This window comes from Parabacteroides bouchesdurhonensis (assembly GCF_900186615.1).
In the GTDB taxonomy this organism is placed as follows: Bacteria; Bacteroidota; Bacteroidia; order Bacteroidales; family Tannerellaceae; genus Parabacteroides; species Parabacteroides bouchesdurhonensis.
Window position 1 is genome coordinate 707,280 of sequence record NZ_LT896588.1, and the last position, 20,748, is coordinate 728,027.

Here is a 20,748-nt window from a genome sequence, read left to right on the forward strand (position 1 = left end):
TTCCGACAGGATGTTACCTTCAGTCGGTTTAACCGGAGCATTCTTATCACTGGTATTGACAGCATTGAAATAGAATTTACCCTTTACAACATTGTTGAACTGAGTAGCATTCATTGCAAATTCTGTGCGTACGAAACGTGCCAATACATTAGCTTCATCAGTAGTAGGAGCGGTTGTTCCAGCAACAGCCTGTACATAAAACTTCTTATCAGCTTCACTCCAGCACAATGTACGTACGGAGTCTTTTCCGTTTACATTATTAATTGCATAGAAAGCACTTCCGTTATAAGCCCAGTCGGTAATACCGTCTGCTGTAAATTTAGCATCAACTTTACCATCTTCGCTTGTAGAAACCTTCGGCATAGCCAGGTAAGCCAAAGTACGTTTGTTTTGCAATTTGTAAGTTACACCGGCAGTTGTTACAGTAGACTGTACAGTCCACAACATAGAGTCGGCACGCATCCAGCTTTCACCGGGTTTAATGGCTGTTGTATCAGCTTTTGCCATACCGAAAGCCGGAGCTAAAACCCCTGCTAATGGAATTGCTGTAGCATCAACCTTTACAGGAGACAAATAGATGTAAGTACCGGACTTAACATCTTTCAGATCCTGTTCTCCCATAATTGCCTGTTGAGCACTCACGGAAGAGACAGCTACCAAAGCGGTAGCCAATAATGTAGAGAATCTCTTGTTCATACTTTTTCTCATTTAATATTAATAATAGTGTTCATTAAAAAACTTATTTATCAAAGGCTTTCGCTTTCCACAAGACATTGGAAATGACTAACGAAAACGTTGGTCTAGAATCGTCGTTTTTTAGCCTGTTTTTGAAGCGTTCGTAATACGAAGCCTTTGTTTTGTAACTAATAGCCTATATTATTGATAAGAAAGCATATAGAGGGATAAAAAATTATTCAAAAAGGGTTGCAGGAATAAAAGAAAGATGTACCTTTGCATTGACGAATCTAGACGAACGTTTTCATTAGTCATTTAAACGCCTCTTAAACACATAGTTTTGGAAGGTGAGCCTACTATTCTGTTTTTCCTAATAAATAAATGTACGCGCGTACATTATATATAAGAAAAAAATCCACTCCCTAAAATTTCTTTATTTTATCCTTTTATCTTATTCGCGCAACCGGAAAGTGATTTATAAATCATCGGGATCTTTTTCCAAAATCATCCCGATGATTTCAAAAAAGGCCTCGATGATCCCGTATATATTAACAGTCCGGAAAAGGACTTTCAAAAGAGCTATCTTTTGAATACAGAAGTCCCGTCTTAACACTTCAAAGGTCTGCTCTTTTGAAATGTTAAGACGGGACTTTTAAGTGCAAAAGTCAGCTCTTTTAAAACGAAAACAGAAATACCTCTCCGGATTAACAGATATTAAGGAAAACCAGCTTATCCCTAAATCTTCAACAAGTTGTTGAAGATTTGGGCCTCATTTCATGGAGGCATTGTATCCGCATTATTTATATTACATCTTAAAAAGACGAGCTGGACGAAAATTCAGTTACCAAGAAATTCTCGATAACTGAATCAGAAGGAAAGGCCTAAAGAGATAAAGTGAATTGAAGGAAAACGAAACAATTCCAATAACTAAAAGGCTATCGGATTTTAGGAAAATAGAATAAAAATGTCGATATTTGCAATGAGTTATTTGCGGGAATGTAGCGTAAAACGCAGAAACAGGCACGGTTGCCGGCCCGTTACCCCTACCGCTGAAATATTCCGCTTATAACCTTTTGTTCAAAGGGTTATCTCTCAAAGATGATTTTATAAAATAAACATTATGGCAAAAGAAAGACCGCTCATTCTAATTACAAATGACGATGGCGTTTTAGCAAAAGGAATAAATGAATTGATTGGATGCCTCCGCGATTTAGGAGATTTAGTTGTGTTTGCGCCGGATGGTCCTCGCTCAGGTATGGCAAGTGCCATCACATCGCTCATTCCTATTAAATATACGTTGCTGAAAAAAGAAGAAGGCTTGACAATATATAGTTGCACAGGGACTCCTGTAGACTGCGTTAAGCTGGCTATAAATGAGATATTGGATCGTAAACCGGATTTGTTGGTTTCCGGCATCAATCATGGCGGAAACATGGCGATCTGTGTAAACTACTCCGGCACAATGGGAGCTGCCGCCGAAGGCTGCATTTTCGACGTTCCTTCTATGGGAGTATCCTTACTGGACCATGCGGCAGACGCCGACTTTACGGAATCTTGTCGTTTGGGACGCATGCTTGCCCGTCGTGTGCTGAAAGAGGGCTTGCCTCATGGCGTTTATCTGAATCTGAACGTCCCGAAAACAGATCATGTACTGGGACTTAAAGTTTGCCGCCAGGCGGATGGTAGATGGATTAAAGAGTTTAAACGTTCAGAAGATGCCGGCGGGAAACCGGTATTCTGGCTTACGGGAGAATTTAAAAGTTACCAGCCAATCCTTCCGGACAACGATATGCTGGCGCTTGACAATGGTTATGCCTCTCTTGTTCCCTGTAAAGTAGACATCACCGATTACGATTTCATGTCTACCTTAAATACATGGATCGACTGACAAGAATGAATTTGATATGAAGTATTACCTGATAGCCGGCGAAGCCTCCGGAGACTTACATGCCTCCAACCTGATGGCTGCATTAAAGGAAGAAGATCCGGAAGCCGATTTCCGCTTTCTGGGCGGGGATCTTATGCAATCGGCAGGAGGCACACTGGTAAAGCATTACCGTGAAATGGCTTTTATGGGATTCATTCCGGTACTGCTTAATCTCCGCACGATACTTAATAATATGAAGACGTGCCGGGAAGATATCCGCCGCTATCAACCGGATGTGGTTATATTGATTGATTACCCCGGATTCAACCTTAAGATTGCCAAGTTTGTAAAAACGCAATTACACCTGCCGGTATATTATTATATCTCCCCCAAGATATGGGCCTGGAAACAATACCGCATTAAGGATTTCAGGAAATATGTAGACCGCATGTTCTGCATCCTTCCTTTTGAAACCGAGTTCTTCCGGAAGCTCAATTATCCGGTAGACTATGTAGGTAATCCTTCTGTGGACTCGGTGGCACAATACAAAGAACATCAAGCCACATCAAAGGAANATTAGTCATTTAAACGCCTCTTAAACACATAGTTTTGGAAGGTGAGCCTACTATTCTGTTTTTCCTAATAAATAAATGTACGCGCGTACATTATATATAAGAAAAAAATCCACTCCCTAAAATTTCTTTATTTTATCCTTTTATCTTATTCGCGCAACCGGAAAGTGATTTATAAATCATCGGGATCTTTTTCCAAAATCATCCCGATGATTTCAAAAAAGGCCTCGATGATCCCGTATATATTAACAGTCCGGAAAAGGACTTTCAAAAGAGCTATCTTTTGAATACAGAAGTCCCGTCTTAACACTTCAAAGGTCTGCTCTTTTGAAATGTTAAGACGGGACTTTTAAGTGCAAAAGTCAGCTCTTTTAAAACGAAAACAGAAATACCTCTCCGGATTAACAGATATTAAGGAAAACCAGCTTATCCCTAAATCTTCAACAAGTTGTTGAAGATTTGGGCCTCATTTCATGGAGGCATTGTATCCGCATTATTTATATTACATCTTAAAAAGACGAGCTGGACGAAAATTCAGTTACCAAGAAATTCTCGATAACTGAATCAGAAGGAAAGGCCTAAAGAGATAAAGTGAATTGAAGGAAAACGAAACAATTCCAATAACTAAAAGGCTATCGGATTTTAGGAAAATAGAATAAAAATGTCGATATTTGCAATGAGTTATTTGCGGGAATGTAGCGTAAAACGCAGAAACAGGCACGGTTGCCGGCCCGTTACCCCTACCGCTGAAATATTCCGCTTATAACCTTTTGTTCAAAGGGTTATCTCTCAAAGATGATTTTATAAAATAAACATTATGGCAAAAGAAAGACCGCTCATTCTAATTACAAATGACGATGGCGTTTTAGCAAAAGGAATAAATGAATTGATTGGATGCCTCCGCGATTTAGGAGATTTAGTTGTGTTTGCGCCGGATGGTCCTCGCTCAGGTATGGCAAGTGCCATCACATCGCTCATTCCTATTAAATATACGTTGCTGAAAAAAGAAGAAGGCTTGACAATATATAGTTGCACAGGGACTCCTGTAGACTGCGTTAAGCTGGCTATAAATGAGATATTGGATCGTAAACCGGATTTGTTGGTTTCCGGCATCAATCATGGCGGAAACATGGCGATCTGTGTAAACTACTCCGGCACAATGGGAGCTGCCGCCGAAGGCTGCATTTTCGACGTTCCTTCTATGGGAGTATCCTTACTGGACCATGCGGCAGACGCCGACTTTACGGAATCTTGTCGTTTGGGACGCATGCTTGCCCGTCGTGTGCTGAAAGAGGGCTTGCCTCATGGCGTTTATCTGAATCTGAACGTCCCGAAAACAGATCATGTACTGGGACTTAAAGTTTGCCGCCAGGCGGATGGTAGATGGATTAAAGAGTTTAAACGTTCAGAAGATGCCGGCGGGAAACCGGTATTCTGGCTTACGGGAGAATTTAAAAGTTACCAGCCAATCCTTCCGGACAACGATATGCTGGCGCTTGACAATGGTTATGCCTCTCTTGTTCCCTGTAAAGTAGACATCACCGATTACGATTTCATGTCTACCTTAAATACATGGATCGACTGACAAGAATGAATTTGATATGAAGTATTACCTGATAGCCGGCGAAGCCTCCGGAGACTTACATGCCTCCAACCTGATGGCTGCATTAAAGGAAGAAGATCCGGAAGCCGATTTCCGCTTTCTGGGCGGGGATCTTATGCAATCGGCAGGAGGCACACTGGTAAAGCATTACCGTGAAATGGCTTTTATGGGATTCATTCCGGTACTGCTTAATCTCCGCACGATACTTAATAATATGAAGACGTGCCGGGAAGATATCCGCCGCTATCAACCGGATGTGGTTATATTGATTGATTACCCCGGATTCAACCTTAAGATTGCCAAGTTTGTAAAAACGCAATTACACCTGCCGGTATATTATTATATCTCCCCCAAGATATGGGCCTGGAAACAATACCGCATTAAGGATTTCAGGAAATATGTAGACCGCATGTTCTGCATCCTTCCTTTTGAAACCGAGTTCTTCCGGAAGCTCAATTATCCGGTAGACTATGTAGGTAATCCTTCTGTGGACTCGGTGGCACAATACAAAGAACATCAAGCCACATCAAAGGAAACATTTATCCGCGACGCCGGATTGTCCGGCAAACCCGTTCTTGCTCTATTAGCAGGCAGTCGCAGGCAAGAGATAAAGGATAACCTCCCTGTCATGCTGGAAGTAGCCTCCTCTTATCCGGATTATGAACCGGTAATTGCCGGAGCTCCGGGAATAGAACCGGCGTATTATGACCTGTACACCGGCAACCGTTCTGTAAAAATCGTATTCGGCCGGACTTATCCGTTGCTCCAACACAGCTATGCCGCATTGGTGACTTCCGGTACGGCAACGCTCGAAACATCTTTATTCCGCGTCCCGCAGGCGGTCTGCTATTACGTGCCCGCCGGGAAGCTGGCCAGCTTTATTTTCCGGCATTTCTTTCATACTAAATATATATCACTGGTGAATCTGATAGCCGGAAAGGAGGTTGTGCAAGAGTTGTTCGGAGATCGCTTTTCACACCGGCAAATACAAGACGAACTAGGACGCATCCTGCATGATACCGACTACCGGAATACAATGCAGAGCGGCTATGATGAAGTAATACGTGCTCTTGGTGCTCCGGGAGCTTCAAAGCGTACGGCACAACTAATCTATAAATCTTTGCAGCATTAACATCTTTTATTAACCGCCTTTGCAGCATTTCATTACGAACATTCATCTTCCTTAATATAACAGAAAAAATAATATTGTAATGATACTAAAAGGCATGAAAACGTTGAAATCAATTTTACTTGTTGCGGGAGTTACCTTAACTTCACTCCTTTTTCATTCCTGTCTGGATGACGACAGTTATTCTCTGGATAAATTCTGGATAGAGCCGGCTACAGTAGTACCTATTAACGATAATTCTTTTTATCTGAGAACAGATGACGGGGCTACCTTATGGCCTGCGGCTCCTATTTATATCAACTATGAAGCAAAAGCCCGCCAAAGAGCCTGGGTAGACTATACGATATTGGGAGACTCCATCGGCCCGTATTCCCATTCCGTAAAGATCAACCGTATCTGGAATGTATTGACGAAAGACATTGCGGAGAATCTGGGAGACAAGAACGATGAGACCTATGGCACAGACCCGGTACTTATCAATTCACCGAAAAACAATCTTTGGATTGCGGATAACTTCCTGAATGTTGTATTCCGTGCGAATTACGGAGGTTCGGAAAAACATTTTATCAATGTAATACAACCGGACAAAGAGAATGATCCTTATACATTGGAATTCCGTCATAATGCTTACAATGATCCGGCTGTAACAGCCGTAGAAGGGCTGGTATGCTTCCGTCTGGACGAGTTGCCCGACACAAACGGGGAAACGGTAAAGCTGAAACTGCATGTGAAGACATTTACCGGAGATGAAGTATATGAGCTGGATTACAATACCAGTAAGCAAGCCCCCTCGGGAAATAGCAAAAGCATCAGTCCGACAGGGGATTTAAACAACTTAATGTAAACCTTCCCACATAACTTTTATTTTTATCATTTAGTTCAGGAGGAGAGGCGTCGCGATGATGCCTTTCTTTTTTTGTATATTTTTGTACGGGATATGCAACGTTGGGGTTGTTATCCTCGTTTATATAAATAAATGGAGAAAAATACTGCACATCTGATAGAAGATTGCCGCTCCGGTAAACGAACTTCACAGCTTGCCTTGTACAAACAATATGCGCGATGGCTTTATGTGGTTTGTCTACGAATTACAGGCAATCAGGAAGAAGCGGAAGAAGCAATGCAAGATTCGTTCTTGAAAATCTTCTCCCGGCTGGATCAATATCACGACGACCAGTGTTTTGAAGCATGGATGCACCGTATAGCCATCCATACCGCCATCGATTACGTTCGTAAACAAAAGCCGGAATGGGAAGAGATTCCCGACAATTATGCTGAACCAGAACCGGACAGGCCGGATGAAGAACAAATCCGATATTCGGTAGCTCTGGTAAAAGAAGGCATGAAGAAACTGGCTGCCGGTTACCGCGTAATCCTCTCGCTTTACCTCTTTGAGGGATATGACATGGAAGAGATTGCCTCTATCCTCAACATTCAACCGCCCAGTGTACGCAGTCAATACCTTCGTGCCAAACGGAAACTTTTAGAAATTATAGGAGTCAACTGATATGGATAAATTAAAAGATTTCATTGATGCCAACAAGGATGAGTTCAACGATGAAACGCTTCCTGCAGGACACCTTGAACGGTTCGAACAAAAACTACCCACTTCGCCTAAACACAGGAAACGGGTCTATATAATAGCGGCATTCGCCGCGGCAGCCTGTTTTGCTTTACTGTTCCTGCTTCGCTTACCGGGAGGAACTTCTATTCCGGAACCGGGCAGCAAACAGACGGCTTACCAAGCTTGCGAAAAACAGGAAATAGAAGAACTGCGTATCTACTACAACATGCAAATAAACGACGTAATGGCGCAGATGGAGGAGATATACAAGTCCGGCAAGACTCCGGGTACTACCGGATTATTGGAAGAAACAAAACAAATTCTTCGTGACAATTATATGTTTGAGCAAACAGTTCTTCCTACTCTGCCTTGTACCAATGCAGGAGTATATGCCATGACCTTGCACTACAACAACAGCCTGGAAGGGCTTTCTTTCATGCTCAAACAAATGGAGAGAGTTGCTAATAAAGAAGATAACAATAATAAATAACAGGATCATGAACACATTACAAAAAACAAATCGCCCGCTGATTTTATTGGCTATATTAATGTTTGCTTATTGTCTGCCGGCGTTGGCTAAAGATCTGGAATATTCCAAACGTAAAGAAATAAACAAATCGTTCAATGTTAGCATGAGTGATCTTTTGCAAGCAGACAACCGCTATGGGAACATCACCGTTAGCTATTGGGATAAAAAGGAAGCGGCATTCCGGATTGTAATAGAGGCAAAATCGAACGACGAATCCAAAGCGCAGGCCAATCTGGATCGCGTGGAGATAAACTTTACCAAATCAGGAAGTACAGTTTCTGCCATTACGAACCTGAAAGAAGTGAAAAGCAGCTTTTGGGGTGATTGGGGCGATGGCAACAATAACCGTCTTACCATCCAGTATTACATCAACATTCCGAACGGATTGGCGATGGACTTAACGCAAAAATATGGAAACATAGACCTGCCAAGAGATAATAAAGGGAAATGCAACCTGCACGTAAAATACGGGAATCTGGCCGGTGGCAACTTTAAAGGGGATGTGGAAATAGAAGCAAAGTATAGCAATGTTAATCTGGGAGACCTTGCCAATGCCGATATAGACCTGGGCTACGCAGGTAGTACCGTTATAGGTAATGCAGACGAACTGACAATAGACAGTAAATATTCCAATCTGGAAATACAGAACGTAAAAAGACTTACTCTGGAAAAGAAATACGGCAACCTGAAAGTGAATACTGTTGATAAGGCGAATCTGGAAATAAAATACAGTGATATAACGATACAGTCTGTAAACGATGAACTGATTGTTGGCTCTTTGAGCTATAGTTCACTGAACGTAAAAGAGCTTTCCGACAGGTTCAAGAAGGTAAATGTAAGCGCCCGTTATGGGAATCTGACGCTAGCTATTCCTGAGCATACAGCTTTTACCGTAAAGGCGGACAACATGAAGTATGGAGATTTCAGCATCAAAGGTTTCAATATTACAAATTCGGAGAAAACAAATTCGAACTACCGTTCCGAAATAAACAACGGAGGTGAACAAACCATTTATTTTGATGGTAACGGATACAGTAACCTCAAGATAAAAGCGAAATAAGGACTAATAAAATAGGAAACATAGGAACAGTCCATAAGATTGCAAAAACAAATCTTATGGGCTGTTTCATTTTTTCTTTTGCCGGGATGCCAGATATCCAATAGGATTACGAGGCTTGCCGTTCTGTTTGTTTTGTGCTTGTAATTCCGTCAATGTTTCATTGATTAATTCCAATTGAGTACGAGTATCGTCGTTGATGTCGTTGTAGTCGGCAAAGACTTCTTCTATGTAATCTTTTAGTTGTTTTACTTCCTGTTGAAGTTCCTGAACAGGGTTTGCCGGAGGGTTTAATATTAAATGACGCATGGCAACAAAAGCACGCATGATACCTATATTGATTTGTATAGCCGCCTTTGAATTGAGAACACTACTAAGCATTGCGACGCCTAATTCAGTGAACGCATAGGGATTGCGCCTGACACCCATTTTTATAGAATTGGAGGTCACAATTTGTGACTTCCAATCTTGCGTCTCTTCATTAAGTGGAAGATTGATTCGGGAACGGGGAGCAGAACTTCTTACCCGATTTTCTTTCCGACATTAGTTTTCATCGACTCTTTTGTATTCAACCAGTTATCGAGCTGAGTGAAGAAAAAGAACAATGATACACAAGTGCCTATAGTTAATAGCATAGGAAATATATTTTTTAATCCTTCCAACAAATTACTCATCGTTTCGGATTGCTTCATAAATAAAGAAGCAACACCGGCTATTAACATCATATAAACAACAAAACAGCCTATTACCATACTAAGCGACGGCATCCGTTTTATATAGCATTTACGGATCAAAGACCGTTTTTCACCCATAATCAGTGCCATAATACGGGTATTCAGGGATGGAGATGGCTGCTCAAAAGTACCGTTCATCAATTTCTTCGTTAATTTGTCAATATGTTCTTCTGATGTATTCATAACAAATCGGAAACTTCTTGTTTCATCATTTTCTGTAATGTCTCGTAAAAGTGTTTACGTCCACGAAACAATTTAATTTTAACATTGGAAGCTGTCAAGTCGGTAATCTGACGAATCTCATCTACCGAACATTCTTCCAGATAATAGAGGGTAAGCAACAGGCTTTCATCAGCCGGAAGCTTTTTTAATACACCGGAAATAATCTCCTTGCGGTCTTCTCTTTCCAATATGGAAGATGCCGCATCCATCTCGGCCATTGTCAGGTCGGTTGCTCCGGCTTCTTCATAATCAGCAAAATTACGTTGTTGACGCAATGCACTCAGGGCGGTACGATAAACAATGCGATAAAACCATGTAGAGAACTTACTTTCAAACTGGAAATCGGGTAATGCGCGATACATCTTTACAAAAGCATCCTGTACAGCTTCTTCCGCCTCCTCACGGTTTTCGAGAATACGAAAAGCTATCGTATAAGCCATCTTCTCATACTTCGCGACGAGGCAGGAGAAACTTTGCGTATCCCCTGCCAAAATGTGCATTATCCACTTTTGCTCATCCATCCAAACCGGATTCTATCGGTTATCATCTTCTTGCATTTCTTTTTTCTGCATATTGCGGGATATAAAGAAATACAAAATGAACGCTAAACCGGCAAACAATAGCAACATTGTAGGAATTGTAAGATTCATCCATCCATTATCCAAATACATATATGGATAAAATACAATACTCATTACTAATCCTACAGCCAGACCTATCATCACCATTCCATTTCTCAAAGCCGGATAGCGATTGGCTTTCTTTTCCGGTTCTTCCAAAATCATACCGTTTGAAATCATAGCCATCCTCTCTTCATGGCGACCTTTAATTGTGTAATAACAAGCAACTATTCCCAACACGACGGGAAGGCCTACCGCACAAACAATTGCAATAATCGGAATCCACAGCTCATTCATATTTTTAAGTTTTTATCGTTAATAATCTTGTTTTGTATATAGGACACAAAGTAACGAAAATCGGTTACAGAAAAACGAAAGTTTTTTCTTTTTTCCTCGACTTACTGATTCATACCGGGTAGAACATAAACGGTTTGACGAGCCAACATGGCAACAAAAAAGGGGTTGCCTATTAGTAAGCAACCCCTCATTTCCTTTATATTTAAAGCATTTACGCTTTTTCGCCTCTTACTATTTCTTCTTTATCCTTATCCCAATACATAGTACGTCCTTCCAGATAAGCACGAGTACCCATATGGGCAGTCATGGCTTCCTCAAATGCACGGTCTATATTACAACTTGGTGTTTTACCCTGACGGATACATTCCAGCCACTCGCGGATATGCAGATGACTTGTGTCGTAGCGACGTCCGTTGACATAAGTATAAAGCAAACCACGTTTCGCAAAATACAACTCCGTAGGAGATGTTACAGAGTCGGTACTATTCTGACCGGGCACATAAGTATAAAACGGTGTATCCGTAGGAATAATACCTTGTGCAATCTTCTCAGCATAGCGGGTTGAATCTCTGTCTACTGTAATAGCCAGCATATTGGAAACTTCCATAGAAGCATCATGCCCCATAAATACTTTACCCCGTTCACGGGTACTTGACAAGGTAGCGCTATACAACATGGAGAGATCTCTATCCGGCCATTCAAATACGGTTTGCAGAACATCCGGAACCGTACGTCCATCCTTATAGAAATAAACTCCTCCGGAAGAAGTTGCGGAGTGAGGAATACCTACGTGCATAATTTGATTAACAGCATCATACTCATGCGTCAGCAAATCACCGGAAAGACCGGTACTGTAATCCCACCAGCAGCGCCAGCGGAAGAAGCGTTCCAAACTGAACTTATCGCGTTCATCCGGACCGATATATCTTTCCAGACCGTTCTTTGTCATATAATCCATGTATTCTTTTATGCGGTCGGGATTACCTTCAAACTGTTTCCAATCGATAGTCTGTGGAGATGCTCCTTCTATAATATCGTAAACCCAGGCACCATTGGGTGAGTTACGGTTAGTGCATACTTCAATCAGATTAACGTCGCCCAGTAATCCTTTATTGATGATTTCCGCAGCTTTCTGATAGCAATCAGTCTGGCGTCCCTGATGACCTAATTGAAATACAACGCCTGTTTCTTTAATAGCCTGGCGAACCATATAGGTTTCGGGAACAGTCCATGAAAGAGGCTTTTCACAATAAACATGCTTGCCTGCGCGAGCAGCATCCATCGCCATTGTGCTATGCCAATGATCAGGCGCAGCGATAATCACAGCGTCAATATCATCTGCCGCCAACAGTTCCTTATAAGTACGGTAACGTTTCGGAGCGGGACCGAACTTACCATTACTGCCCTCGCGACGGATATTGGAACCTGCCAACTGAGCAGCCTCTCCATATTTATCAAATATATCGCACACACCGTTTACAACGACATTCAAGTCATCCTGTGCCATATATTGCTCGTAATTGGTATCCTTTTTATTTTTTCTATGAGCTTCTATAACTGTATCTATCCACGAAGGTTCGGCGAATCCGGCGGCACGCAGCAAGTCCTTTCCACGAATACCGAAACCGATAATGCCTAAACGGATTTGTTTACCGTCTTTAACAGGTTCGAGATACTGTGCCTGAGCGTTGCCTACCTGAAATACATCTGAAATGTTACGTCCTTTAAGGGCATCTTTTTTCTTCTGATAAACGCCATAAGCTAAAGCGCCCAATACGGGTACGGTTGCCAGTGTTTTCAACGCATCCCGACGTCCTTTATCGGGTTGCTTATCTTGAGCGGGAGTCTTATTTACATCTTCTGCCATAATCGTATCAAATCAATTTAAGTTTATGTAATATAGGACAAACACGTCCTACCACACGGTCGAAACCAATTATTTGGGAAGTAGGGAACACGCACAACAATCCCAATGCCGCAAACTCAACCAAGTTCTTGTCAATCCACAAATAAGATCCTTCAAAAGGCATCATGTAATCCGCTCCGATAAAAGACGGATGCGATAAGGTATACATAGCCAATAAAATCATACCTCCCACAGAAGAAAGGCGATAAAGAAGCCCTAACGTTAGTCCCAAACCTATCAGCAAAAGTGCCCATTCATTAACAAAATTGACTAATTCCATCAAATCCGCATTCTGCGTCAGATCAATAAAAAAGGAAGAAGCAAAGCCTTTCGAATCGAGCAGGTAAGGAAGAGAAGTCCATTTAGGATTCATAATCTTTACCATACCTTCATACATGAAATGCCAGCCAATAAAAAGCCGCAACAACATCAACCAAGTAAGCTGCGCCTTTGTGTAACAATGTTCTGTACTCATCATTCTATATTATTAAGTCTGAAATTCGATTCACTGAATATCCGTTTTTACAAATAAATGCCCGAAGCTAGAATAGTAAGTTCCGGCCCCGGGCATTTGTTTATTCTAAATCTGGTGTTAATGATCAATCAAGAACCTTAACTGTAATATTACGGAACCAAGCATCTTCACCATGGTCTTGGAGTCCAATAAAGCCTTCCTTATTTTCACCACCACAATTTAACAACAACTCATAAGCCAAGGGCCATTTATCCTTGCTGAACTTGCTCTTGTCAAGCATTTCCTTCCACTGCGGAGTCCACAAGTGATATTCAACTACAGCCTCATCGTTCTGATAGTAAACAACTGTTCCTTTGTAGCAAAGAATCTTACCTTTGTTCCATTCTCCAAACGGTTTAGAGTTCTGCGGCTTAGCAGGAATCATGTCATAAAGAGATGCAGACATACGGTTACCATCTTTACCTAATTTAGCATCCGGATGGTTTTCATTATCCAATACCTGATATTCCGGAGCAGAAATGTAAGAAGGTTCCCCTTCCACTTCCTGAATCAGAATAAACACACCGGAGTTAGCCCCTTTTCCAACTTTCCATTCAAACTCCAATTCGAAGTTCTTTAGCTTGCTGGCAAAAATCAGGTCGCCACCGTCTTTTGCACCGGCTTCACCTTCACCAGAACCTTTGATATGGATTGCTCCGTCATCAATAACCCATGCACCCGGAACATCAGTTTTGTCATAACCTCTCCAACCATTAAATGATTTTCCATCAAAGATTGTAATCTTTCCATCTTTATCTTTCGGGAAAGTAGATAAGTCTACAGTAGGAAGATCGTTCATGAGTTTATATTCAGGAACCGCAGCTTCTGCTGTTGCAGTTTCCGCAGTAGCTGGAGCTTCTTCTGTTTTCTTTCCACCACCGCAAGATGTAAAGTAACACATCATCACAGCAGCGCTAGCTAATAATACTGACTTTTTCATTTTGGATTTATAATTTAATACTTATTATCTTGGCATATCAGGTAATTTCCATCCATCACGATATGTATGCTTAACCAATTCAGCTGCAAATTGCTGTGCATTGATTGGATCAGTCCATATCTTATTGAATTTCGGGTCACCATCAACAACTTTGAAATCATCCTTAATCAATATCTTCAACATTTCGTCATCACCGATATTAGTGAACTTCATGTTAGGACCATCCCAATACAATTCTTTATTAAGAGTTTGCAAACGAACTGCCAACACACCCATTACTACCATTTCGTTGAACGGACCTGCAAAAGAGAAGTCTGATTTTGATTTCACGCGGCTTCCTGCACTTTCTTTACAAGCACGAATCCAATCTTGTTCATGTCCACCTCTCGTTGCATTAGCCACACGACGTTCCGTCTTAGGAACATTAGGAACACGACCTGACAGCAACCAAGGATTCTGTCCATAGCAACCGCAAATTAATGTATCTTTCGTTCCATGGAAGATACACAAACCGCCACCGTAACCCATAAGTTCTTTACCTTGAGGGAATCCAGCTGGACGATCAGGCATCAAACCACCGTCATACCAATGAATTTCTACTTCCGGCATAGCAACTTTAGGCATATTGTCACGAGCAGGGAATGTCAATTTTACATGCTGAGCCTGAGGTGCACAGTCACGAAGTAATAATGTAGAAGAACCTTGTGCTTTAGTAGGATAACCTAACTTTAATGACTTAAACGGAGCACTCATTATATGGCAAGCCATATCACCTAGTGCACCTGTTCCGTAAGCCCACCATCCACGCCAGTTCCAAGGATGATAAATATGATTAAACGGACGAACTTCTGCAGGACCGGTAAACAAATCCCAGTTCAATGTAGAAGGAATCTTATCTGCCTTTTCAGGAGCATTCAAACCTTGCGGCCAGATAGGACGGTCTGTAGCACATTCTACTTTCGTCACTTCACCGATTTCACCGTTCCAAATCCATTCACAAACCAGATTTTCGCCTTCATCGGAAGAACCTTGGTTACCCATTTGAGTAGCTACCTGATATTTATCGGCCAATTTAGTTAACAAACGAGATTCGTAAACAGAGTGCGTTAACGGCTTTTGAACATATACATGTTTACCTAAAGTCATTGCATCTGCAGCAACAATGGCGTGAGTATGATCGGCTGTAGCTACCAACACAGCGTCAATAGATTTGCCCATTTCATCATACATCTTACGGAAATCCCAATATTTCTTAGCTTGAGGATGACGTTCGAATACCGGTTTTGCATATTTCCAGTCTATATCACAAAGAGCTACGATATTCTCTGTAGTCTCCATGTTTTTCAGGTTTGCATTACCCATACCACCGATACCAACGGCAGCAATATTCAATTTATCAGATGGGGCTATATATCCATGACTTTTACCAAGAATAGAACCCGGAACGATTGAAAATGCAGCGGCTGCTGCAGCTCCTCTTTGAAGGAATGACCTTCTTGAAATGTTTGACATAGTAATAATTTTTTTATAGATTAGCACTTAACAATAATATTTCAACTGTTTTCTACCTATTTAAGGTTCAAATTGTCGCAAATATAACCAATACGGCAGTAAAGACAAGCTTCAAAAAGTGTTTTCTTATTTAAAATAGTTTTTTTTAACAGTGAATAGATGGTATCTATATTTTTATAAATAATATCTATTGCTTTGTAATTAAATTAAATACTTCTTTCCATATATTTGTACTTATCTAGGAACTTTCTTATTTTCACTTTTGTTGTCTTAATGAAAATACATGTATGAAAAAAGATTCTATTATCGTCCGGATTTACCATTTTTACCTGGAAGGTTTTAGGGAAATGACATTAGGTAAAACTCTTTGGCTGATTATTTTAGTCAAACTATTCATTCTATTTTTCATATTAAGGCTTTTCTTTTTCCCAAACTATCTAAACCAATTTGACAACAATTCGGAAAAAGAAAAACATGTTTCCGATGAACTTATAAACAGAGCTATTACTCCTTAAACATTGATAATATGATTGAAAGCATTGACACTTCTCTGATTGACTGGTCGAGGGCTCAATTTGCACTCACGGCCATGTATCATTGGCTTTTTGTCCCTCTAACATTAGGACTTGGCGTTATACAAGCCATTATGGAGACAATTTATGTCCGGACAGGTAAAGAATTCTGGAAAACCACTGCACAATTCTGGATGAAACTTTTCGGTATCAATTTCGCTATCGGGGTTGCCACCGGGTTAATTCTCGAATTTGAATTCGGAACAAACTGGTCTAATTATAGCTGGTTCGTAGGGGATATTTTCGGAGCACCTTTGGCTATAGAGGGTATCCTTGCATTTTTTATGGAAGCAACATTCATTGCCGTTATGTTCTTTGGCTGGAATAAAGTAAGTAAACGTTTCCATCTGGCATCTACATGGTTAACCATCATAGGGGCAACTCTATCGGCCTTATGGATTCTGATTGCAAACGCCTGGATGCAACATCCGGCAGGTATGCATTTCAACCCGGATACGGTACGTAATGAAATGTTCGATTTTTGGGCAGTAGCTTTATCGCCCGTAGCAATCAATAAATTCTTCCATACTGTACTTTCCGGATGGATCGTAGGGGCATTGTTTGTAATAGGGATCAGCAGTTGGTATCTATTAAAGAAAAGAGAAACTGAATTTGCTCTGTCAAGTATTAAAATAGGAGCAATTTTCGGACTTGTAGCGTCTATTCTTATTATTTGGACAGGTGATGGCTCTGCCTATCAGGTAGCCCAAAAACAGCCTATGAAGTTGGCAGCCATGGAAGGTTTATACGAAGGCAGCTACGGGCAGGGAATCGTTGCCGTTGGTATACTAAATCCAGACAAAACGAGTTATAAAGATAATGTAAATCCATTTTTATTCCGCATTGAAATCCCCAAAGTACTATCATTCCTTGCGGAACGCAAAGCAGACGCCTATGTACCCGGTATCGTCAATTTAATTGAAGGTGGATATACAACACATAATGGGACACCGGCACTTTCTGCCCATGAAAAAATTGCCAAAGGAAAATTGGCAATTAAAGCTCTGGCTGATTACAGAAATGCAAGAAAAAACAAAGACGAAGTAAGTGCCCAACAAAGCCTTACCATACTGAATGAGAACTTCCCTTATTTCGGATATGGCTACATTAAAGACCCGGCCGAACTAATTCCCCATGTAGGTCTCACTTTTTATTCATTCCGCATCATGGTTATACTGGGGGCTTATTTCATTCTGCTGTTTATCGTGGCTTTAATATATAGTAATAAGAAGAAATTCACTCAAACACGTTGGTTACAATACGTTTGCTTATGGTCTATTCCATTAGCCTATATAGCAGGACAAGCCGGTTGGATTGTGGCTGAAGTAGGACGTCAGCCATGGGCTATACAAGATATTCTGCCGACTTGTGCAGCTATATCCAAATTGAATCCCTCGTCGGTACAGACAACATTCTTCCTCTTCCTTTTACTTTTCACTATTTTACTTATTGCTGAGATCGGTATCATGGTGAAAGCAATAAAAAAAGGGCCGGAAAAGATTACTGTCAACGTTCCAAACAACGACTAATGGAAACTATTAAAAACATTTTAATAAACGAACACAATGGATAGTACATATATATTATTGCAACATTATTGGTGGCTCCTTGTTTCCTTACTAGGAGCACTACTTGTATTCCTGCTTTTTGTACAAGGCGGACAGTCTTTGCTTTTCACGATAGGCAAAACCGAATTACAACAAAAAATGCTGTTGAACTCAACAGGTCGTAAATGGGAATTTACTTTTACAACCCTGGTTACTTTCGGAGGAGCCTTTTTTGCATCCTTTCCTCTTTTCTATTCCACCAGCTTTGGTGGAGCTTATTGGGTATGGATGCTCATTCTTGCCTGTTTTGTAATTCAAGCTGTATCTTATGAGTATCAAGCCAAGAAAGGGAACTTCTTAGGAAAGAAAACCTATCAGATTTTTCTCATTATTAATGGGGTAGCCGGCCCTATATTATTAGGAACAGCCGTAGGAACATTTTTCAACGGTGCTGAATTTACAGTAAACAAAGAACAACTTACCGATATAGCAATGCCTGTCATATCCACTTGGGACAATCCATGGCATGGACTGGAAGCAGCTATTGTATTCTGGAATCTTTGTTTAGGATTAGCTGTATTTTTCCTTGCACGGGTGCAAGCTTTGCTCTATTTCATTAATAATATAGACGACCGGGAAATTACAGAGAAAAGTCGCAAGCAACTTATTCCAGAAACGATTCTTTTCCTCCTGTTTTTCCTCATGTTCATTATCCATCTGATGCTTACAAAAGGTTTTGCTGTAAATCCGGATACAGGAGAAGTCTTTATGCAACCCTACAAATACTTTATTAATTTAATTGAGATGCCGGCTGTATTAGCAATCTTGTTAATCGGAGTTATAGGTGTTTTATTTGGAATTGGAAAAACTTTATTATCTGCCGGATGGACAAAAGGAATTTGGTTTTCCGGTATTGGAACCGTATTAACGGTATTAGCTCTATTGCTTTGTGCAGGCTGGAATAACACGGCTTATTATCCATCTATAACGGATTTACAAAGTTCTCTTACCATACAGAACAGTTCATCCAGCCCATTTACCCTAAAGGTGATGAGTTTTGTATCCATTCTTGTTCCATTTGTATTAGCTTATATATTCTATGCTTGGCGTGCACTGGATTTGCACAAAATAGATATCAAAGAAATAAATGAAGATAAGGGACATACGTATTAAAATAAGGAAACGGCGAAGCTCGCGCTTGGCCGTTTCTACATTTAACCGTTTTAAACAAAAAGAAAAAGTTAGTTAAGGCTTAGAATATATCTTAAGTCTTAATTGCATACTGCATTGCTTCCTAAAGGACAGCAAACAAATATATGTAATCCTTCTCATCCTGCCTACACTACAACCATATTTTTTGCTATTTTTCACAGTAGACAGAAGGTTTTGTATTATCTTTGCATTGAATTATCCCGGTGATATTATATGGCTGAATTTGATGTAAATATATTAGGATGCGGCTCTGCATTACCAACAACCCGGCATCTGGCGACTTCGCAGATAATAAATTTAAGGGATAAATTATACATGATTGATTGTGGCGAAGGCACACAAGTACAAATGCGTCGTATGCGCATAAAATTCAGCCGGCTAAATCATATTTTCATCTCTCATTTGCATGGTGATCATTGTTTCGGATTACCAGGCTTACTTTCTACGTTGGGCATGTTGGGACGTAATGGAGAACTGGTAATTCATGGACCTAAAGAGATTGAAGACTATATGCGTCCGATACTGGCTATCTTCTGCAAAGGACTCCCCTACGAAGTTCGTTTTAACCCGGTAGATACCTATAGTCATGCATTGGTGATGGAAGACCGTTCATTATGTGTTTATTCTATTCCGCTAAAACATCGCATTCCATGCTGCGGATATCTGTTTGTTGAAAAGCAGAAAGAAGCCCATATTATCCGGGAAATGACAGACTTCTATCAAGTACCCATAAGAATGCTGCAAGAAATAAAAAGAGGTGCAGATTTCATAACTCCCGAAGGAGAAGTAGTACCCAACGCGCGACTAACTCGTCCGGCAATTCCTCCCAAACGATATGCTTATTGCTCAGACACAGCCTTCAATCCCAATATTATACCTTATATAGAAGGAGTAGATTTACTTTATCATGAAGCCACGTTTGCAGAATGCGATGCCCCGCGCGCCAAAGAAACTTTCCATTCTACAGCACGGCAAGCTGCCGAAATTGCCAAACAAGCCCACGTAAAAAAACTTGTCATAGGTCATTATTCAGCTCGATATGAAGAGTTGAGTATCCTTAAAAAAGAAGCCGACGAAATTTATCCCGGAACGATACTTGGCAGTGAAGGTATGGTTATTTCGCTAACATAAAAACTTAAAAGACATTGTCACCTTTCAATCTATTACTTCACTCATCTGTCCATCGCTTACCAAGTCATAAACTATAAGCAGACAAGCACGTTATGCAAATAAATAAGGCATTTCTTTCTTCATTTCCGGATTTCTTTCTACATTTGTACAAATTATGAAGGTAGTTATCACAATACTGTTAACCCTCATTTTACAGACGGGTTATTCGGTTTCAGCCAATGTTATGAAATCGAAGCCTGCTACTTATACCGTAAACCAAAAAGATCCTGAACCCATAAAAATAACTGTATCAGAAAACTGTATCCACGTAGAGAATGCCCCAATAGGCAGTGTTCTGGAAATATACAGTGTAGTAGGGATTAAAGTAACCGAAATAACAATGAAACAGCCCAACGGAGATTACACTGTCGACATTGTCAAAGGTTATTACATCATTCGCATAGGTGACACTGTCCGCAAAATAGCAATCCGCTAGTTAAATGACCACCGCAATATATATTTTCACCCGCTTATTTGTTTTTTTCACTTGTCTTGTATATTTTAGC

Annotated in this window: 20 protein-coding genes and 2 pseudogenes; 13 read left to right on the forward strand and 9 right to left on the reverse strand. The window is 40.7% G+C overall.

The features are described 5' to 3' along the window. The coding region (locus C1721_RS03125; protein WP_159063528.1) for a hypothetical protein at nt 1-696 on the reverse strand (696 nt) is incomplete at its 3' end. Between the two features lie 1,099 nt (nt 697-1,795). Between C1721_RS03125 and surE (C1721_RS03130) the strand changes: the two genes are divergently transcribed. From surE (C1721_RS03130) to C1721_RS03165, 8 genes and pseudogenes are all read left to right on the forward strand, one after another. Continuing rightward, nucleotides 1,796-2,563 carry a 5'/3'-nucleotidase SurE gene (surE, locus tag C1721_RS03130; protein ID WP_102407085.1) on the forward strand — a complete coding sequence of 256 codons (768 nt, stop codon included), beginning with the start codon at nt 1,796-1,798 and terminating at the stop codon, nt 2,561-2,563. Between the two features lie 16 nt (nt 2,564-2,579). Beyond that, a pseudogene (locus tag C1721_RS03135) lies at nt 2,580-3,107 on the forward strand (lipid-A-disaccharide synthase); the annotation flags it as partial. 824 nt (nt 3,108-3,931) lie between these two features. After that, nucleotides 3,932-4,699 (forward strand): 5'/3'-nucleotidase SurE, encoded by a 768-nt coding sequence (gene surE / locus C1721_RS03140; protein WP_102407085.1) that lies wholly within the window; start codon nt 3,932-3,934, stop codon nt 4,697-4,699. Nucleotides 4,700-4,715: 16 nt separating this feature from the next. Next, nucleotides 4,716-5,849, forward strand: coding sequence for a lipid-A-disaccharide synthase (gene lpxB, locus C1721_RS03145; RefSeq protein ID WP_102407087.1), 1,134 nt, complete (start codon nt 4,716-4,718; stop codon nt 5,847-5,849). Between the two features lie 94 nt (nt 5,850-5,943). Beyond that, nucleotides 5,944-6,690 carry a NigD1/NigD2 family lipoprotein gene (locus tag C1721_RS03150; RefSeq protein ID WP_234347273.1) on the forward strand — a complete coding sequence of 249 codons (747 nt, stop codon included), beginning with the start codon at nt 5,944-5,946 and terminating at the stop codon, nt 6,688-6,690. 132 nt (nt 6,691-6,822) lie between these two features. Further along, a complete protein-coding gene (locus C1721_RS03155) occupies nt 6,823-7,353 on the forward strand; it encodes an RNA polymerase sigma factor (protein WP_102407092.1) in 531 nt (176 codons plus the stop codon). A 1-nt stretch (nt 7,354) separates the two neighbouring features. After that, nucleotides 7,355-7,900: a hypothetical protein gene (locus C1721_RS03160; RefSeq protein ID WP_102407094.1), complete on the forward strand. Its 546-nt coding sequence runs from the start codon at nt 7,355-7,357 to the stop codon at nt 7,898-7,900. 7 nt (nt 7,901-7,907) lie between these two features. Beyond that, nucleotides 7,908-8,999: a DUF4097 family beta strand repeat-containing protein gene (locus tag C1721_RS03165; RefSeq protein WP_102407096.1), complete on the forward strand. Its 1,092-nt coding sequence runs from the start codon at nt 7,908-7,910 to the stop codon at nt 8,997-8,999. A gap of 66 nt (nt 9,000-9,065) precedes the next feature. Here the strand turns inward: C1721_RS03165 and C1721_RS03170 are convergent. From C1721_RS03170 to C1721_RS03205, 8 genes and pseudogenes are all read right to left on the reverse strand, one after another. Further along, a pseudogene (locus C1721_RS03170) lies at nt 9,066-9,479 on the reverse strand (ORF6N domain-containing protein); the annotation flags it as partial. Nucleotides 9,480-9,517: 38 nt separating this feature from the next. Further along, nucleotides 9,518-9,913, reverse strand: a complete 396-nt coding sequence (locus tag C1721_RS03175; RefSeq protein ID WP_102407098.1) for a hypothetical protein — start codon at nt 9,911-9,913, stop codon at nt 9,518-9,520. Next, nucleotides 9,910-10,473, reverse strand: coding sequence for an RNA polymerase sigma factor (locus tag C1721_RS03180; RefSeq protein WP_102407100.1), 564 nt, complete (start codon nt 10,471-10,473; stop codon nt 9,910-9,912). The genes C1721_RS03175 and C1721_RS03180 overlap by 4 nt, the downstream gene beginning before the upstream one ends. 12 nt (nt 10,474-10,485) lie before the next feature. Further along, a complete protein-coding gene (locus C1721_RS03185; protein ID WP_102407102.1) occupies nt 10,486-10,869 on the reverse strand; it encodes a DUF6249 domain-containing protein in 384 nt (127 codons plus the stop codon). Between the two features lie 211 nt (nt 10,870-11,080). Next, nucleotides 11,081-12,736, reverse strand: a complete 1,656-nt coding sequence (locus C1721_RS03190; RefSeq protein ID WP_102407104.1) for a Gfo/Idh/MocA family protein — start codon at nt 12,734-12,736, stop codon at nt 11,081-11,083. A 7-nt stretch (nt 12,737-12,743) separates the two neighbouring features. After that, complete coding sequence (locus C1721_RS03195) at nt 12,744-13,250, reverse strand: DoxX family membrane protein (protein WP_102407106.1); 507 nt, start codon at nt 13,248-13,250, stop codon at nt 12,744-12,746. A 124-nt stretch (nt 13,251-13,374) separates the two neighbouring features. Further along, nucleotides 13,375-14,229, reverse strand: coding sequence for a 3-keto-disaccharide hydrolase (locus tag C1721_RS03200; protein ID WP_102407108.1), 855 nt, complete (start codon nt 14,227-14,229; stop codon nt 13,375-13,377). A gap of 24 nt (nt 14,230-14,253) precedes the next feature. After that, on the reverse strand, nt 14,254-15,741 hold the full coding sequence (locus C1721_RS03205) for a Gfo/Idh/MocA family protein (RefSeq protein ID WP_102407110.1): 1,488 nt from the start codon (nt 15,739-15,741) through the stop codon (nt 14,254-14,256). A gap of 287 nt (nt 15,742-16,028) precedes the next feature. Here C1721_RS03205 and C1721_RS03210 point away from each other — a divergent pair, with 287 nt between their 5' ends. From C1721_RS03210 to C1721_RS03230, 5 genes are all read left to right on the forward strand, one after another. Next, on the forward strand, nt 16,029-16,256 hold the full coding sequence (locus C1721_RS03210; RefSeq protein WP_102407112.1) for a DUF4492 domain-containing protein: 228 nt from the start codon (nt 16,029-16,031) through the stop codon (nt 16,254-16,256). An 11-nt stretch (nt 16,257-16,267) separates the two neighbouring features. Next, nucleotides 16,268-17,842 (forward strand): cytochrome ubiquinol oxidase subunit I, encoded by a 1,575-nt coding sequence (locus C1721_RS03215; RefSeq protein WP_102407114.1) that lies wholly within the window; start codon nt 16,268-16,270, stop codon nt 17,840-17,842. A 36-nt stretch (nt 17,843-17,878) separates the two neighbouring features. Next, nucleotides 17,879-19,033 carry a cytochrome d ubiquinol oxidase subunit II gene (locus tag C1721_RS03220; protein ID WP_102407116.1) on the forward strand — a complete coding sequence of 385 codons (1,155 nt, stop codon included), beginning with the start codon at nt 17,879-17,881 and terminating at the stop codon, nt 19,031-19,033. Nucleotides 19,034-19,285: 252 nt separating this feature from the next. Next, complete coding sequence (locus tag C1721_RS03225) at nt 19,286-20,203, forward strand: ribonuclease Z (protein WP_102407118.1); 918 nt, start codon at nt 19,286-19,288, stop codon at nt 20,201-20,203. 154 nt (nt 20,204-20,357) lie between these two features. Further along, on the forward strand, nt 20,358-20,678 hold the full coding sequence (locus C1721_RS03230; RefSeq protein ID WP_102407120.1) for a hypothetical protein: 321 nt from the start codon (nt 20,358-20,360) through the stop codon (nt 20,676-20,678). The last annotated feature ends 70 nt before the right edge of the window (nt 20,679-20,748 follow it).

Coding starts and splice junctions, on each gene's coding strand:
- surE (WP_102407085.1), top strand. CDS start 1,796: ATGGCAAAAGAAAGACCGCTCATTCTAATTACAAATGACGATGGCGTT.
- surE (WP_102407085.1), top strand. CDS start 3,932: ATGGCAAAAGAAAGACCGCTCATTCTAATTACAAATGACGATGGCGTT.
- lpxB (WP_102407087.1), top strand. CDS start 4,716: ATGAAGTATTACCTGATAGCCGGCGAAGCCTCCGGAGACTTACATGCC.
- C1721_RS03150 (WP_234347273.1), top strand. CDS start 5,944: ATGAAAACGTTGAAATCAATTTTACTTGTTGCGGGAGTTACCTTAACT.
- C1721_RS03155 (WP_102407092.1), top strand. CDS start 6,823: ATGGAGAAAAATACTGCACATCTGATAGAAGATTGCCGCTCCGGTAAA.
- C1721_RS03160 (WP_102407094.1), top strand. CDS start 7,355: ATGGATAAATTAAAAGATTTCATTGATGCCAACAAGGATGAGTTCAAC.
- C1721_RS03165 (WP_102407096.1), top strand. CDS start 7,908: ATGAACACATTACAAAAAACAAATCGCCCGCTGATTTTATTGGCTATA.
- C1721_RS03175 (WP_102407098.1), bottom strand. CDS start 9,913: ATGAATACATCAGAAGAACATATTGACAAATTAACGAAGAAATTGATG.
- C1721_RS03180 (WP_102407100.1), bottom strand. CDS start 10,473: ATGGATGAGCAAAAGTGGATAATGCACATTTTGGCAGGGGATACGCAA.
- C1721_RS03185 (WP_102407102.1), bottom strand. CDS start 10,869: ATGAATGAGCTGTGGATTCCGATTATTGCAATTGTTTGTGCGGTAGGC.
- C1721_RS03190 (WP_102407104.1), bottom strand. CDS start 12,736: ATGGCAGAAGATGTAAATAAGACTCCCGCTCAAGATAAGCAACCCGAT.
- C1721_RS03195 (WP_102407106.1), bottom strand. CDS start 13,250: ATGAGTACAGAACATTGTTACACAAAGGCGCAGCTTACTTGGTTGATG.
- C1721_RS03200 (WP_102407108.1), bottom strand. CDS start 14,229: ATGAAAAAGTCAGTATTATTAGCTAGCGCTGCTGTGATGATGTGTTAC.
- C1721_RS03205 (WP_102407110.1), bottom strand. CDS start 15,741: ATGTCAAACATTTCAAGAAGGTCATTCCTTCAAAGAGGAGCTGCAGCA.
- C1721_RS03210 (WP_102407112.1), top strand. CDS start 16,029: ATGAAAAAAGATTCTATTATCGTCCGGATTTACCATTTTTACCTGGAA.
- C1721_RS03215 (WP_102407114.1), top strand. CDS start 16,268: ATGATTGAAAGCATTGACACTTCTCTGATTGACTGGTCGAGGGCTCAA.
- C1721_RS03220 (WP_102407116.1), top strand. CDS start 17,879: ATGGATAGTACATATATATTATTGCAACATTATTGGTGGCTCCTTGTT.
- C1721_RS03225 (WP_102407118.1), top strand. CDS start 19,286: ATGGCTGAATTTGATGTAAATATATTAGGATGCGGCTCTGCATTACCA.
- C1721_RS03230 (WP_102407120.1), top strand. CDS start 20,358: ATGAAGGTAGTTATCACAATACTGTTAACCCTCATTTTACAGACGGGT.